The organism is Marinobacter sp. DSM 26671, assembly GCF_900112835.1.
Taxonomy (GTDB): domain Bacteria; phylum Pseudomonadota; class Gammaproteobacteria; order Pseudomonadales; family Oleiphilaceae; genus Marinobacter; species Marinobacter flavimaris.
On the sequence record NZ_FONF01000020.1, the window covers coordinates 15,890 to 29,468 of the forward strand.

Annotated in this window: 12 protein-coding genes and 2 pseudogenes; 12 read left to right on the top strand and 2 right to left on the bottom strand. The window is 55.3% G+C overall.

The features are described 5' to 3' along the window. Nucleotides 1–195: 195 nt before the first annotated feature. Nucleotides 196–984, top strand: a pseudogene (gene dmeF / locus BM035_RS17790) (CDF family Co(II)/Ni(II) efflux transporter DmeF); the annotation flags it as partial. 18 nt (nucleotides 985–1,002) lie between these two features. Here dmeF and BM035_RS22440 read toward each other — a convergent pair. Then, nucleotides 1,003–1,104: pseudogene (locus BM035_RS22440) on the bottom strand (metal-sensing transcriptional repressor); the annotation flags it as partial. 80 nt (nucleotides 1,105–1,184) lie between these two features. Here BM035_RS22440 and BM035_RS17795 point away from each other — a divergent pair. The 3 genes from BM035_RS17795 to BM035_RS17805 are packed head-to-tail and all read left to right on the top strand — an operon-like array spanning nucleotide 1,185 to nucleotide 3,062. Beyond that, a complete protein-coding gene (locus BM035_RS17795; protein ID WP_092033474.1) occupies nucleotides 1,185–1,568 on the top strand; it encodes a hypothetical protein in 384 nt (127 codons plus the stop codon). 48 nt (nucleotides 1,569–1,616) lie between these two features. Next, on the top strand, nucleotides 1,617–2,351 hold the full coding sequence (locus BM035_RS17800; RefSeq protein ID WP_175497415.1) for a HupE/UreJ family protein: 735 nt from the start codon (nucleotides 1,617–1,619) through the stop codon (nucleotides 2,349–2,351). Nucleotides 2,352–2,366: 15 nt separating this feature from the next. Beyond that, nucleotides 2,367–3,062 carry a hypothetical protein gene (locus BM035_RS17805; protein WP_092033476.1) on the top strand — a complete coding sequence of 232 codons (696 nt, stop codon included), beginning with the start codon at nucleotides 2,367–2,369 and terminating at the stop codon, nucleotides 3,060–3,062. Nucleotides 3,063–3,218: 156 nt separating this feature from the next. Here BM035_RS17805 and BM035_RS17810 read toward each other — a convergent pair whose 3' ends face one another. Next, nucleotides 3,219–4,511, bottom strand: coding sequence for a hypothetical protein (locus tag BM035_RS17810; RefSeq protein ID WP_092033479.1), 1,293 nt, complete (start codon nucleotides 4,509–4,511; stop codon nucleotides 3,219–3,221). A gap of 393 nt (nucleotides 4,512–4,904) precedes the next feature. On the opposite strand from BM035_RS17810, the gene BM035_RS17820 reads away from it, so the two are divergent. The 8 genes from BM035_RS17820 (at nucleotide 4,905) to BM035_RS17855 (ending at nucleotide 13,576) form a co-directional block, all read left to right on the top strand. Beyond that, nucleotides 4,905–5,126: a DUF2933 domain-containing protein gene (locus tag BM035_RS17820; RefSeq protein ID WP_081467492.1), complete on the top strand. Its 222-nt coding sequence runs from the start codon at nucleotides 4,905–4,907 to the stop codon at nucleotides 5,124–5,126. After that, on the top strand, nucleotides 5,119–5,769 hold the full coding sequence (locus BM035_RS17825) for an isoprenylcysteine carboxylmethyltransferase family protein (protein WP_092033548.1): 651 nt from the start codon (nucleotides 5,119–5,121) through the stop codon (nucleotides 5,767–5,769). The genes BM035_RS17820 and BM035_RS17825 overlap by 8 nt, the downstream gene beginning before the upstream one ends. A 43-nt stretch (nucleotides 5,770–5,812) precedes the next feature. Next, the gene (locus tag BM035_RS17830; RefSeq protein WP_092033484.1) at nucleotides 5,813–6,745 is read left to right on the top strand and encodes a DMT family transporter; all 933 of its coding nucleotides are present in this window, start codon (nucleotides 5,813–5,815) and stop codon (nucleotides 6,743–6,745) included. A gap of 18 nt (nucleotides 6,746–6,763) precedes the next feature. Continuing rightward, nucleotides 6,764–7,510: an outer membrane lipoprotein-sorting protein gene (locus BM035_RS17835; RefSeq protein ID WP_092033487.1), complete on the top strand. Its 747-nt coding sequence runs from the start codon at nucleotides 6,764–6,766 to the stop codon at nucleotides 7,508–7,510. 9 nt (nucleotides 7,511–7,519) lie between these two features. After that, complete coding sequence (locus BM035_RS17840) at nucleotides 7,520–8,206, top strand: ABC transporter ATP-binding protein (RefSeq protein ID WP_092033491.1); 687 nt, start codon at nucleotides 7,520–7,522, stop codon at nucleotides 8,204–8,206. Beyond that, nucleotides 8,206–10,716, top strand: a complete 2,511-nt coding sequence (locus BM035_RS17845) for an ABC transporter permease (protein ID WP_092033493.1) — start codon at nucleotides 8,206–8,208, stop codon at nucleotides 10,714–10,716. Before BM035_RS17840 ends, BM035_RS17845 begins: the two co-directional genes overlap by 1 nt. Next, nucleotides 10,709–11,842, top strand: a complete 1,134-nt coding sequence (locus BM035_RS17850) for a hypothetical protein (RefSeq protein ID WP_139216064.1) — start codon at nucleotides 10,709–10,711, stop codon at nucleotides 11,840–11,842. Before BM035_RS17845 ends, BM035_RS17850 begins: the two co-directional genes overlap by 8 nt. A gap of 456 nt (nucleotides 11,843–12,298) precedes the next feature. Beyond that, entirely contained in the window at nucleotides 12,299–13,576 is a 1,278-nt protein-coding gene (locus BM035_RS17855) for a TolC family protein (RefSeq protein ID WP_241956278.1), read from the top strand. The last annotated feature ends 3 nt before the right edge of the window (nucleotides 13,577–13,579 follow it).

The window sequence follows — 13,579 nt, forward strand, 5'->3', positions numbered from 1 at the left end:
CAACCAGGTTCAGCGACATGACCCCTGGCCCCGTGAGCGCAGGGCTGATGAGGTCTTCCAGATCGTAAGCCATGTTGGAAAGCGATAGCACCTTGGTTTACTCGTCTTCATCGGGGGGAGGGTGAGAGTATGCCGAATCGGACACTGCCCCCTCTGTCAAGGTTGTTGAAGCCATCTGGCTACAGTAGCATTCTCATGCCATCCCCCCAGGGGGGGATAGGTCAAAAGCTGGTTTTGACCCTGGACGGGATCGTTTATGGCTCAATGGCTTTGCTGGCTGATGGCCTGCACATGGGTTCGCACGCGGTGGCTCTGGGTATTGCCGCCTTCGCCTATGCGTATGCCAGGAAAAACGCGGGCAGCGCCAGGTTCTCTTTCGGGACGGGGAAGGTCAATGCGCTGGGCGGCTTTACCGGCGCGATTCTGCTGGCTGTCTTTGCGCTCTACATGGTCATCGAGAGCGTCGGGCGTTTTATTCAGCCCGTCCCCATTTCTTTCGATGGGGCTATTTTTGTGGCCATCATTGGCCTGGTGGTCAACGGGGTGTCAGCCTGGATACTGGGGGATGCAGGCCATGATCATGGTCACAGTCACGGCCATGATCACGGTCACCACCATCATCACCATGACCACAACCGCCGTGCGGCCTACCTTCATGTACTTGCGGATGCGCTGACGTCAGTCCTTGCTATTGTTGCCCTTCTGGCGGGTAAATATGCCGGGTGGAACTGGATGGACCCGATGATGGGGATTATCGGTGCGATTCTGGTAACCCGTTGGTCCTGGCAACTTTTAAGAGACACCTCAAAAATCCTTCTCGACGAGCAACATCAGGACATGGAGGACGCTGTTAAAGAGGCCGTCGAAGACGACGATGCCAAAGTCAGTGATCTGCATGTGTGGGCAATAGGCCCAAACATTCATGCGGCTATTGTCTCAGTCGTCTCGCATCAGCCCGAGTCGCCTACAGTCTATAAAAAGCGCATTCAGGCACACTGCCAGTCCCTGGTCAATCATGCCAATCACGCTTTCAAGATGGCCGTTTGCCCGCTTCAGACGTTTGATAATGTTCGGGTGAGATTGATGCGTGTGATCATTTACCATGTTTAATTCCTATCCCCCACGGGGGGATGGTATCCTCCGTTCTCGTTGAAATCCAACCACAGACTCGACGCAGTAGATTGATGATTTCGGCCATTCACCCGAGAAAACTGCTTACAACGCTCGTCATACTCCTTGCATTGGCGGGCCTGTCACTGTCGGTGATTGGCGAGTCATTCTCTCACGGTGTGGCCAACTTGGCAGGCGACTGGGAATCGCAGTTTGACGGCCAAGCGAGCAGTCATGGTGCGCATGGACACACCCATGATTTTGACGAAGAGCCAGAGACATCATCAGTGCATCATGATGCTGGCAATCATACCCACGAGACAGTGGACCAGCTAAGGGTTCCCCTTATTTCCCAAAGCCTGACCGTTCTCCGGCAGCCCGTGCCCTTTGCCGGAGGTTCTCCCCGCAGTTTGCGCTATCGGCTTGAACGCCCTCCAAAAGCCTCTATTCCCGCTTGATTCTTGCCGCTTACGTGGCCCGAGAAAACAAATTCAATTGGAGTCTTTATGTTGTCAAACTTGACAGGCCGATGCCGTGGTGTGTCCTCAACGGGCACAGGCAATCGCCTACTCTGGATATTTCTGACTTTGGGCTTGCTGGGGCTGAGTACCGACGTACTCGCCCATGCCGTGGCTCAGGGCGACAAGGGGTACATCCAGGAAATTACCGGGATAAACCTTATTTCGTTCATCTACCTGGGGGCCAAACACATGGTCACCGGCTATGACCACCTGCTGTTCCTGCTGGGTGTCATTTTCTTCCTTTACCAAATGAAGCACATCGCGATCTACGTGAGCCTGTTTGCCCTCGGGCATTCCACCACCATGTTGTTGGGCGTCTATTTCAACGTGGGCATCAACAGCTACCTCATTGATGCGATTATCGGTCTGTCCATCGTCTACAAGGCACTGGACAACATCGGTGCCTATCAGCGTTGGTTTGGCTTTCAGCCCAACACCAAGGCCGCCACGCTGATTTTCGGGTTCTTCCATGGTTTCGGCCTGTCCACCAAGATCATCGAATACGACATCTCGCCGGACGGCCTGATTCCGAACCTCCTCGCCTTCAACGTGGGCGTGGAAATCGGACAGTTGATCGCCCTGGCCATGATCCTCATTGCTATCAGCTTCTGGCGTAAAACCGACGGCTTTTTCCGCCATGCCTACACCGCCAACGTGGCCATGATGAGTGCAGGTTTTCTGCTCTTTGGCTATCAGCTCACCGGTTACTTTGTCGCCTGATTCTGGAGATTTTTTATGTACAACACCGATATACCCAACCGTGAAGAACTGCCCAGCACTGCCAAACTTATTCGATCAACCATCATCGCAGCTATTGTGGCGCTGATTCTGCTGGTGACCGTGGTCATGCCCGCCGAGTACGCCCTGGACCCAACCGGCGCAGGTCGCCTTTTAGGCCTGACTGAAATGGGTGAGATCAAGGAGCAGCTCGCCGAAGAGGCTGCTGCTGACGAGGCTGTTCAGATGGTTGCTGTTCAATCCTCAACTGAGCGACAGGCGCCGGAAGTCAATGCACCTGTCGTGGATGAAGCCGTTGAGAAGCCAGCCCCCTCACCGGAAGCAGAGGTTGCGCCTTCTGAGCCAGAATCTGCGCCTGCACCAGAAATTGCGGAACCGCAGTGGCAGGATGAAGTGCGCGTGATTCTCACACCGGGAGAAGGCACCGAATTCAAACTTACTATGGAGGAAGGTGCTACAGCCCGGTTCTCCTGGGTGTCAGAAGGTGGCCCGATCAACTTCGATACCCATGGTGATGGAGGTGGTCAGTCAATTTCCTACGAAAAAGGCCGGGGCGTGCCTGAAGACGAAGGCGAGCTGGAGGCAGCCTTTACCGGCAATCATGGCTGGTTTTTCAGAAATCGGAACGACAACGACATCACTCTGGTACTGCGTACCGGAGGAGACTACGGGCAGTTTAAAAAGATGTTGTGACGTTCACCAACGAATAAGCGCCGAGGGGTCTCCGGGCCTATGCTTTCATAGGTCCGGACCGTGCTTAAGTAACTTAATGTTCTACAGTTCGCTAAACCAAAAATCTGGAATTCTTCATTAATGCGATCAAATATTGGCTCATTGAAAAGGTAATAATCACACCTGAAAAACCGGAGCGAATCCACCTCCGGGGGTACGAAAATTGGTTGTCTGGCCTTGGTATATCCTCGCCGCAACCAGCATACTTTTGCCGGCGTAGGTATACAGCCGAATGTCGACTTTTCGGGTGACCACTGCATCGTCAATTCTCAGGGTTCGTTCTCCAGCGGGGACAAGGTCCTGGGCGATGTAGCCACCATTCAGGATGTTCTCGAAAACGCGCCGGGTTAGTTTGTCGCCCCGGTAGACGCCTTTGCTGCCATGGCCGGCAACCGGCTTGAAGAACAGATGACGTCGCGCACTCCACAACTCAGCCGCGTCGTTCCTCGAAACCTGCCTGGTTTTCGGCACGGCTCTCTCCAGGTAGCCTGCATCGGCCTCATTGAGCCCCCAGTCTCGAAGGGAGTGGGGTGCGGATAGCAGGGCCAGGTTTCGCTTGTCAGCCAGCACAGCGTGCACATGGGGATTAGGCGTTACCACCACGGCGCCATCCAGATAGGCATGCCTTAATGCCGCATGGGGCGCGGCGTCCAATGCGAAGTCCACCAGACGGTTGTAGACCATATCAATGGGCTTGCCGCGGGCTGTCAGCGTACCGCCGGCATACTCAAGCTCCTGTGGATCGAGTATCAATGTATCAATTCCTTTGGCTCGGAGAATCTGTTGGGCCAACTGGAATTCGGGGAACATAAATTGTGTCTTTGGGGCATCGTCTACTATGGCCAGGCAACTGGGCCCGAAATTGTCGTGCTGGCTTTGCCACTCCTGTTTGAACATTGAGAACACCGCGTCCTCGAATCCGTCGAGCGGCTGCTGGGGTGTTGTGGGTTGTTGAGATGGGTCGCAGCAATTGCGCTGGGCTCTCGACAAGACAAGGTTCAGGAAGGCGCCACCGGCGTTGGTGTTGATTTCGATCAGCCGGGGGCCGTCGGGACCCATGTGAAAATCATAGCCCATGAACGCCCCGATGGGCCCTGGATTGAACTGTGCGATTTCCGGTGCCCAGGAAAGTACTCGTTCTCGGTACGAGGGAAGCTCTGAGGCCGCTTCAATCGACTGAACGATCCTCTCCATCTCCGCTATGTCGGCTCGGGGTACGAAAACCGGTGTGTTTGAAAAAAGGTGATCGAACTCCGGGAGCGTTGACAGTTCGCTTCCAGCATCTGAAAGCTGGTTGTGGAGGCTCTTGTTGAGGGCTATTCGGTCAAGAGTGATGCAGTAGCATTGGCGGTTGAGTTCGTTGGCCCGGCTGTTTGCTATTCGTCTGTTCTCATAAATAGGTTCCGGCATCTGGAGTCCGTCATTCGAGGTTTGCAATGGTTGAAACGGCTTACTTAATGCTCGAAGAATCTATCTTGCATTTGTGATTTGCGTCAAATAGATCCACATCTTGTGTCTGTTTTCAGGTCTGTTTTCAGGTCTGTTTCAGTTCCGCGTGTTGAACTACTGCTAGGTAAATTGGTGCTTGCCATCTATCTTCGACTCTCACAATGGGCGGCGATCTCTCCCGTCGATGGCAGCCTTTTGATCACCAGTCGGGCCGAAGCCAAGCTCTGGGTGCTTGATCCGGGCTCTCTGGAGATTATCGATGACGTTTCTTTGGACGGGATAGGTCACCAAATATCGCTAGAGGCATACTAGCCAGTAAGCCCCACTGACAAGCTTTTCCCAAAGGGAATCTATATGGATAAGCGTTTCAAGATTACGTTGGCAATTTTTGCGGTCATCGCTTTGGTTTTGCTCTGGGGCGAACATAAGGTTCACCTTCTGGGTGCTTTGCCGTGGTTAATCCTTCTGGCATGCCCGTTTATTCATATGTTTATGCATGGAGGGCATGGGAATCACGGTGGCCATAATCACCACGATCAACCGGAAGGCAAGAGTGGAGGCCAACGCGATGACTGATGCTTCGTCCGATTACGGTCTTTGGGGACTGGTGGTTCTAAACTCGGTGATCTTTATTTTCTTCGCTTTCAGTTTTTTTAAGCCACAGACCCAACGAGACTGGCGATCCTTCGGTGCGTTCAGCGCGTTTCTCGTGGCATTATTCACAGAGATGTATGGGTTCCCGCTGACACTCTATTTCCTGTCCGGTTGGCTTCAGACCCAATACCCGGATGTGAATTGGCTTGCCCACGATAGCGGGCACTTGCTTGAAATGCTCTTTGGTTGGCAGGGTTCTCCCCATTTCGGCCCCTTCCACTTGTTGAGTACGGTGTTTATAGGTGGAGGTTTTTACTTGATTGCCGCCGGATGGCGAACCCTGTACACGGCGCAAAAAGAGCGAAAGCTGGCTACGACGGGGCTCTATTCGTATGTTCGGCATCCTCAGTATGTCGGCTTTGTCTTGATTATGTTTGGCTTCCTTCTGCAGTGGCCAACACTTATAACTCTGGCGATGTTTCCGGTTTTGCTCTGGATGTATGCCCGCTTATCGATCAATGAGGAGCGGGAGGCAGAGAAAACGTTCGGGGAAGCCTGGCGGCACTATGCCAACAAAACTCCCAGGTTTTTGCCGCGGTTGCGCGGATTGGGGCGGCAAGCTTGAACAAAAGCTCTACTCATCTGCCGGGTAGACAAAGGAGCTGTTGGTGAGCCTGTCACTTTCGATACGTTCAGTCGCCGGAATGGTTCTTGTTGCCTTTCTTTGGGCGATCTGCTTTCCTTTTATTGTGGTGGGATTGCCAGATGCGCCACCCTTGCTTTTTGCCGCTTTACGCGCATTGTTGGCAGGGTTGTGTCTGATTCTGATCGCTTTTACAAAAGATGGTCGGCCCAGTTATTCGCTTCGCCAGCTTCTAATGCTGGCCGTAATTGGCCTCAGTTACACGGGTATGGGGCTTGGAGGGATGTTTCTCGGTGCTGGCAAGCTGGGACCGGGGCTTGCAACGGTTCTGGCCAATGCGCAACCACTGTTTGCGGCGGTTCTTTCGTTTTTTATCGTTCGAGAGGTGGTGACCGGGCGTGTGTTTGTGGGCCTTTTGATTGGTTTTATTGGTGTTGTGGTGCTAGCGATGCCAGAGATGGAGTTTGGTAACGCCAGATTTTCAGGGGCCGTCTATGTTCTTGGTGGAGCCATCGGAACCGCCATTGGAAATGTGCTGCTTAAATACCAGGCCGGCAGCGATGATATCTATTGGTCAATGGGCATCCAGCTTGTCATAGGCTCAGTGTTTCTGGGAATAGCATCCGTGAGCCTGGGCGAGGGCTTCGAGATTGATTGGACCTGGTCATTTACGACGGCCATGTTCGTTCTGGCCATTCCGGCAACGGCAATGATGGTTGTGCTCTGGTATGCCTTGCTCGCCAGCGCGCCCTTGAACAGCCTCAATTCGTTTACCTTTTTAACGCCTGTTTTCGGTCTCGCTATCGGAATGCTTTTGTTCGGCGAAACTTTCACATCACTGGAGATGACCGGGATAGGAATCACAATTGTTGGCTTGGTGATCGTTGTTAAAGCGCCTGGGAAAACAGATGGCGGTTCCGCTGTCGGGGAAGAGGCAAAGGTGATCCGTAGCTCATAGTAGAAAAGGGAGTAGTCAATGAGAGTCTGGATCAGCGTTATCCTTTTGTTTGCCGCATCAGGCCGTCTTGTCGCGGGCCCTCCCTCGGCAGTTTCCTTGATTGAAGGCATGGAACAGACTCTGTGGTCCGACAGCAATCACGGGCGTTTCACTATGCGGATCGAGTCTGAGTACTGGACTCGCACACTGGAACTGGAAGCCTGGATGAATCGTCCGGAGCATACGTTGATTCGCATTCACGCGCCCAAAAAAGAGGCCGGCATCGGCTCGCTGCGCATCGGCGATGCCATGTGGAATTACTTGCCCAAAGTTGATCGCACCATCAAGATCCCACCGTCGATGATGCTCCAGCCATGGATGGGCTCCAACTTCAGCAACGACGACCTGGTCAGGGAAAGCTCGTTCGTCGAGGACTACACCCACGAATTGGTCGAAACCGACGATTCCGGTGAGGTGCCTGTGTATCGTGTTGTCTCGACGCCCCGACCTGATGCCCCGGTAGTGTGGAGCCGTCTTGAATTCAATGTTCGGGAGGACTCGATCCCGGTTTCGCTTGCCTACTACGACGAGCGCGATCAGATCGTCAAACGCATGACCTATGAGCAGATCGAAACCATGGATGGGCGGCGGATACCCACCCGCTGGACGATGGTGGACGCCGATAACCCCGAGTCCCGCACGGTGATCACGATTGACTCTATTGAATTCGACCTGCCGATCGATGAAGAGGTGTTTTCATTGCGCCGGCTGCGCAACCCACAGTGAGGGCCCGGCATGAGCATCGTCAATGTGGAGAAAGTCTCGCGAATTTACCGTCAGGATTCCATCGCCGTCAAGGCCCTGGATGAGGTGTCGGTCGCGATCGAGGCCGGGGAGTTCACAACCTTGGTGGGCCCGTCTGGATCGGGTAAAACCACGCTATTGAATCAGATTGGAGCCCTGGACGAGCCGGATAGCGGGCGTATTCAGGTGGCGGGTGAAGAAATCACCGGGCTTAGCCGAAAGAAGCGGACCCTTCTGCGGCTGTGGAAGGTTGGCTTTGTATTTCAGGAATACAACCTGATTGGCGTGCTGTCGGCTCAGGAGAACGTCGAGTATGTGCTGATGCTGCGCGGAGTGCCGTTTCGGGAGCGCCGTGCCGAGGCCCGGCGTATTCTGGTGGAGGTCGGCCTGCAAGGGCTGGAGCGGCGCCTGCCCCATGAACTGTCTGGCGGCCAGCAACAGCGTGTTGCGGTGGCCCGGGCGATTGTCAGCAAGCCCGCGATTGTCCTGGCCGACGAGCCCACGGCCAATCTCGATTCCACGACCGGCGCGGCGCTACTGGACTTGATGCGTAAGCTCAATGCCGAGCATGGCATTACCTTTGTCTTCTCCACCCATGACCCGATGGTGATGGAACGCGCGCGGCGGGTAATCCATCTCCGCGATGGCCGCGTCGAGCGTGAGGAAATACGGTCGTGATGGCGTGGCTACGTCTGGCTTTTGGCAACCTTCGGGTCAATCGTCGGCGTACGGCCATCACACTGTTGTCGGTGGCCGTCGGTGTCGGTGGGCTAGTGTTTCTCTGGGCATTCATTGATGGCATCAACGCCCAGATGATCAACAACATGACGGGCTATGTGACCGGCGACCTGAAGGTACATCAGCGGGGCTTTCACGATGACAGGGAGATGAACATTGCCCTGGCCGAGCGCTGGAATCTCACAGAGGAGGTATCGGCCGTAGCCGGTGTGGCGGCAACCACCCCCCGGGTGACGGGCCATGCCCTGGCCAGCCGTGAAGACCAGTCACGGGCATTACAGGTGATGGGCGTCGACAGCGCGACGGAATCACGGGTCACCCGGCTTGACCGGTCGATTGTCCGTGGTCGCTACCTGGAACGCGGCAATGAAATTCTTGTTGGCGTCGATGCCGCCGGTGCCCTGGATGTCTCCCCGGGCGACGAGCTGGTACTGGTGGTGCAGGCGTCGGACGGCTCTATTGGCGCCGACCGGTTCGAAGTGGTGGGCGTATTCGAGACCGGTATCAAGCGTATTGATGGCTTCGTGGCCCAGATGCCCCTGGCGGCCGCTCAGTCGCTGTATGCCTTTCAGGGGCGGTTTACCGAGATCGCGGCCCGCGTGCAGGATGCTGACCGGCTCGACGAGGTGGTCGGTACTGTCGGGAATCAGTTGCGCGATCGAAACGTGGAAGTGCTGGGCTGGCCGGCGCTGATGCCATCGCTGGTGCAGATGGTTGCCTTTCACGACGCCGTCGCCTACATCGTGATCTTCGTGGTGTTTGTGGTGGTGGCGGCCGGTATCGTTAACACCATTCTGATGTCGGTACTGGAGCGTGGCCGCGAATTCGGTGTAATGATGGCGTTGGGCACACCCAGCAGTCGCATCGTCTGGCTGGTGCTTCTCGAAACAACGGTTCTGGCCGGTCTCGGCTACCTGTTGGGGTTGGTACTTGGGTTGTCGGTGACCGGCTATTTCAGTAGCAATGGGCTGGATTTCAGCGCCTACATCAAGGCCATGGATACCATGCCGGGGCTCAGTGGCATCGTTTATCCCACCATCGAAGCTCAGCGCCTGGTTGTGATTGGCATTGTGGTGGTGTCGGTAGCCCTGCTGGCGGCCGCCCTCCCGGCCTGGAACGCGGGTCGCAACAGCCCGCTGGAGGCGATGGGCGCACGGCGAACTATGATCAACCGTATCCGCCGGATCCACTGGCAGGTGACGTCTGATCATCGGCTGCTGATTTTTGCACAAATGGCACTCCGTTCGGTATTCCGAAACCCGCGACGGTCGATGATTACCGCCTCGGCCACTGCATTCGGGCTGGCGGCCTATCTATTCCTGTACGCCTTCGCCGATGGTTTCTTCGAGCAGATGATCCAGAACTCGACCCAGCAGCTCAGCGGGCATGTGCAGGTGATGGCAAAGGGTCACGACGTGGATCTGTCGCCAGATTTACGTATTGCCGACAATCGAACCTTGCAACAGCGATTGCAGGAGCATCCTGAGGTTGAGGCGGCCGCGCCCAGGGTATTGCTGCGTGCCATGGTGGCCAACCCCGGGGAGAGCCTGCCGGTGGAGCTGGTGGGTATTGCACCGGAGCAGGAAAGGGCGGTTACCGAGCTTTCCGGGTACATGGAGCAGGGCACTTACGTTCAATCCGGGGAGACGGGCATTGTCATTGGCCAGAAGCTGGCTGAGGAGCTGGGCGCCCGGCTGGGGGACAAGCTGGTCATTACGGTCCAGCAGGCTGGCGGAGATCTTGCCTCCAGTGCCCAGGCCATCCGCGGTATCTATCGCACTGGCAGTGACCTGTTCGACACCGAGTATGTCTTCACCGATATCAACGCCGCCCGCCGCCTGGGTGGCCTGCTGGAAGATGAAGTTTCACGGATCGTATTGAGGCTTTCAGATCGGGCGAAGAGTGCCGGCCTGGCGCGAATCCTGAATCAGTCGCCGCTTCTGACCAACGACGGACTGGTGGCCCAGGGCTGGGAAAGCCTGCTTCCGGTGGTGGTGCAGATGGTGGAAATGAGCCAGGTGGATTTCTATCTCATATTGTCGGTGGTTTTTGTGGTGGTCGCCATCGGTGTCATGAACACCATGGTTATGTCAGTGATGGAGCGTACCCCGGAACTGGGCGTAATGCTGGCACTGGGCACCAGAGGGTTGCAGCTGCAACTGACTATTCTGTTTGAGGCGTTCTTCCTGGCAATACTGGGAATGCTGGTAGGAACCGTGGTTGGCGGACTGCTTGTTGTCTGGCTTGGCACTACCGGCATTGATCTGTCCTCGATCAGCGGCGCTCTGGAAGCCATCCCCGGTATCACTGACCGTATCTATCCGGTGCTGATTTTCGATCATGTCTGGCTTCCCAGCGTGCTGTTGTTCTTGTGTTCGGTGCTGGTGGCTCTGTACCCGGCCTGGCGGGCCTCGCGACTGGATCCGGTGGAGGCGATCCGGCATGGTTAGGCGATCTCCACTGATGCTGGTCGCGATGGCCTGGCTGGTGCTGTCTTCAAATGCTGAGGCGGAGTTCAGCCACTCGGGGTCGCTCAAGAATCTGAGCGTTGGCTCGCGCTCATTGATTGACGACAATCGCTACTTATCGAACCTTACCCGCCTGCGTATTGAGCCCCGTTACCGCTATCGGGATTGGGTTGTGGATGCGGCCTACGACCTGGAACTGGTGACAGGCAGTTTTCTGGACAGCCCGGAGTTTGCCCTGCTCAGGGATGCTCCCGATCCACGCTACTGGGATCTTCAGGGCAATGTGCATGAATCAGGGGATTTGTTGGCGCGCCATCAACTGTACCGTGGCACGATCCAGTGGCGCTCGCCGGCCGGTGATTTCCGGTTCGGCCGCCAACAGGTGAATTGGTCCACGGCGCTCATCTGGAACCCCATGGACATTCTCAATCCTGTCAGCCCACTGCAACTGGAGCCGGATGAACGCATTGGCGTGGACGCGCTGTTATGGGACAGAGCCTGGGGTGCAACGGGCCGGATCAGCGCCGTGCATGCGCCGCAACACGGGGACCAGAATGCCAGCACGGCGGCACGGGCCAAGCGCTTCGTTGCCGGGGTCGATGCCGGCGTGATGATGGGCGAGTTCGCCGACGTCACCAAAGCGGGTGTCAGCGGCGGTGGCTCCGTGGCTGGCACCGGTTGGCGCACAGAACTCGTCTGGAGCAAGCCAGACGCGGGAGACAGTTACTGGCAGGGAGTCGCGGATCTGAACTGGGCGTTTCGCAACGGGCTCAATCTGGCCGTTGAATATTTTTATAACGGTAAGCCGGTATCGCCGGGAACGACAGGCCTGGCCAATCTTGTGTCCGCACGGCCCCTGTATGCCGGTCGTCATTATGCCGGACTACTGGTATGGCAGGATATCAACCCGTTCTGGCAGTACCGGGTGGTGACCATCCGTAATGCCGATGATGCAAGTTGGGTATTTTACCCGAGATCCACATGGATGCTGCCACTGAGCCAGGAGATGTACTTCACAGCCGGAGCCCAATGGTTCGGGGGTGACGAGGATAGCGAGTATGGGAGACTGAAATCGCTCGGGCTAATGGAGATTGAATGGTTTTTCTAAAGGATTTGTTGAAAGTGTCATGGGTCTACGAATAACTGAGTTGGGGTCCATTCATCTGAAAGGCGCAACTCCTTCGATGGACGAACTTTTGTTTAATTAAGTGTCGTTTCTGAGTGGAAGTTTAGTCTTTCATATATGCTGTGAGAGAAATTCTGAAAATTCAGGTTCAGTTCAGGTACTATTAATGATTTCATGATTACACCTCCTGTTGGTTGATGGTTTCATTAAATCATCAGTTCCTGAAATCTGACTGAAAAAAGCAAAAAAAGTTTATTAACGATGCGATAAGTTCTATTGGTGATAAAAATAATTGAGTCAGGTCAAAATAATATCCATGCGCCCTTAATTTCAGCTTCGTTTCAGTTTTTAAATCTAATATAGGCGCTCTTACATGCCTTCTACGGAGATCCTACGTTGTTCATCCGCCCCCTTTTCACTAAGCAAGCCATTTTGGGTGTGTTGCTGTTTAGCAGCATTTCCGGGTGGGCTCAGCCAAGGCTGGAGCTCCAGAGTGTCATCGAAACAGCAACTGAAAACGATCCCTGGCTGGGCCAGAGCTCTTACAAACAAGATGCGCTGATGGAAGAGTCTGTTGCTGAGGGCGCGCTTCCCGATCCCCGGGTAATGATCGGCGCGGCAAATCTGCCTCTGGATACTTTTGATACCGGGCAAGAGCCCATGACCCAGGGCACGATTGGCATTACACAGCGAATTCCTCGTGGAGACAGCCGCCGCTTGGCTAGCGCAAAGAAAGAAGAACTGGCCGGTGTACAGCCTTACCTCCGACAGAATCGTCGTGCGCAGGTCACCGAAACGGCGACCCACCTATGGCTCGATCTTTGGAAAGCCCAGGAAAGCATCCGCCTCATTGAACAGAACCGGGGGCTGTTCGAGCAATTGGCGGATGTTGCGGAAGCTGGATATACCTCCGCGACAATGGGCTCCAGACAACAAGATGTTATTCGTGCTTCGCTGGAATTGACTCGGCTTGAAGATCGGCTGACCGCTTTGCATACTCAGTTGGCTTCCAGCAGAGAAGCTCTAGGGGAATGGATCGGTTCCAGGCGGGCCCAGCTCTCGGTCGCCGAAAACATTCCTCCTCTGTTATTGGCAGATGTTTCCAGCAGCTGGCCGGAGACCAGTGTGGAGTCTGTCATCCGTCACCCGTCGGTTCGCGCCACAGATCAACTGATTGATGTACAGGACATTGACGTAGACCTTGCCAGGGAAGCCTACAAACCAGAGTGGTCGGTCTTCGCACAATATGGTTACCGTGACCGAGCTCCGAACGGCCAGGACAGGGCAGACCTGTTTTCTATTGGTATCGGTTTTGACCTGCCCATATTCACAGGAAACCGGCAAGACCGACGGCTCAACGCGTCTGCAGCCAGACTGGAAGCCGAAAAAACGGATCGGGTTCTGAGAATCCGATCGCTCCAGGCGAAGGCGCGCTCGGCGTTGGCCCGCATTGAGCGATTGGATGATCGGATTGACTTGTATCAGCAAACTCTTCTTCCGCAGATGGAAGAGCAGGCCGATGCCTCGCTGACCGCCTATAACAATGACGACGGTGATTTTGCTGAGGCGGTACGCGCAAGGATCTCCGAACTCAATGCCGAGGTCGAATTGATCCAGATGATGGCCGAGCGGGCCAAAACTCTGGCAAGTTTCCGTTATTTGACCACGGAAGCCTCAAACATTCCCTCCTTTTCAATGACCGATTTGCAGGATTGATCA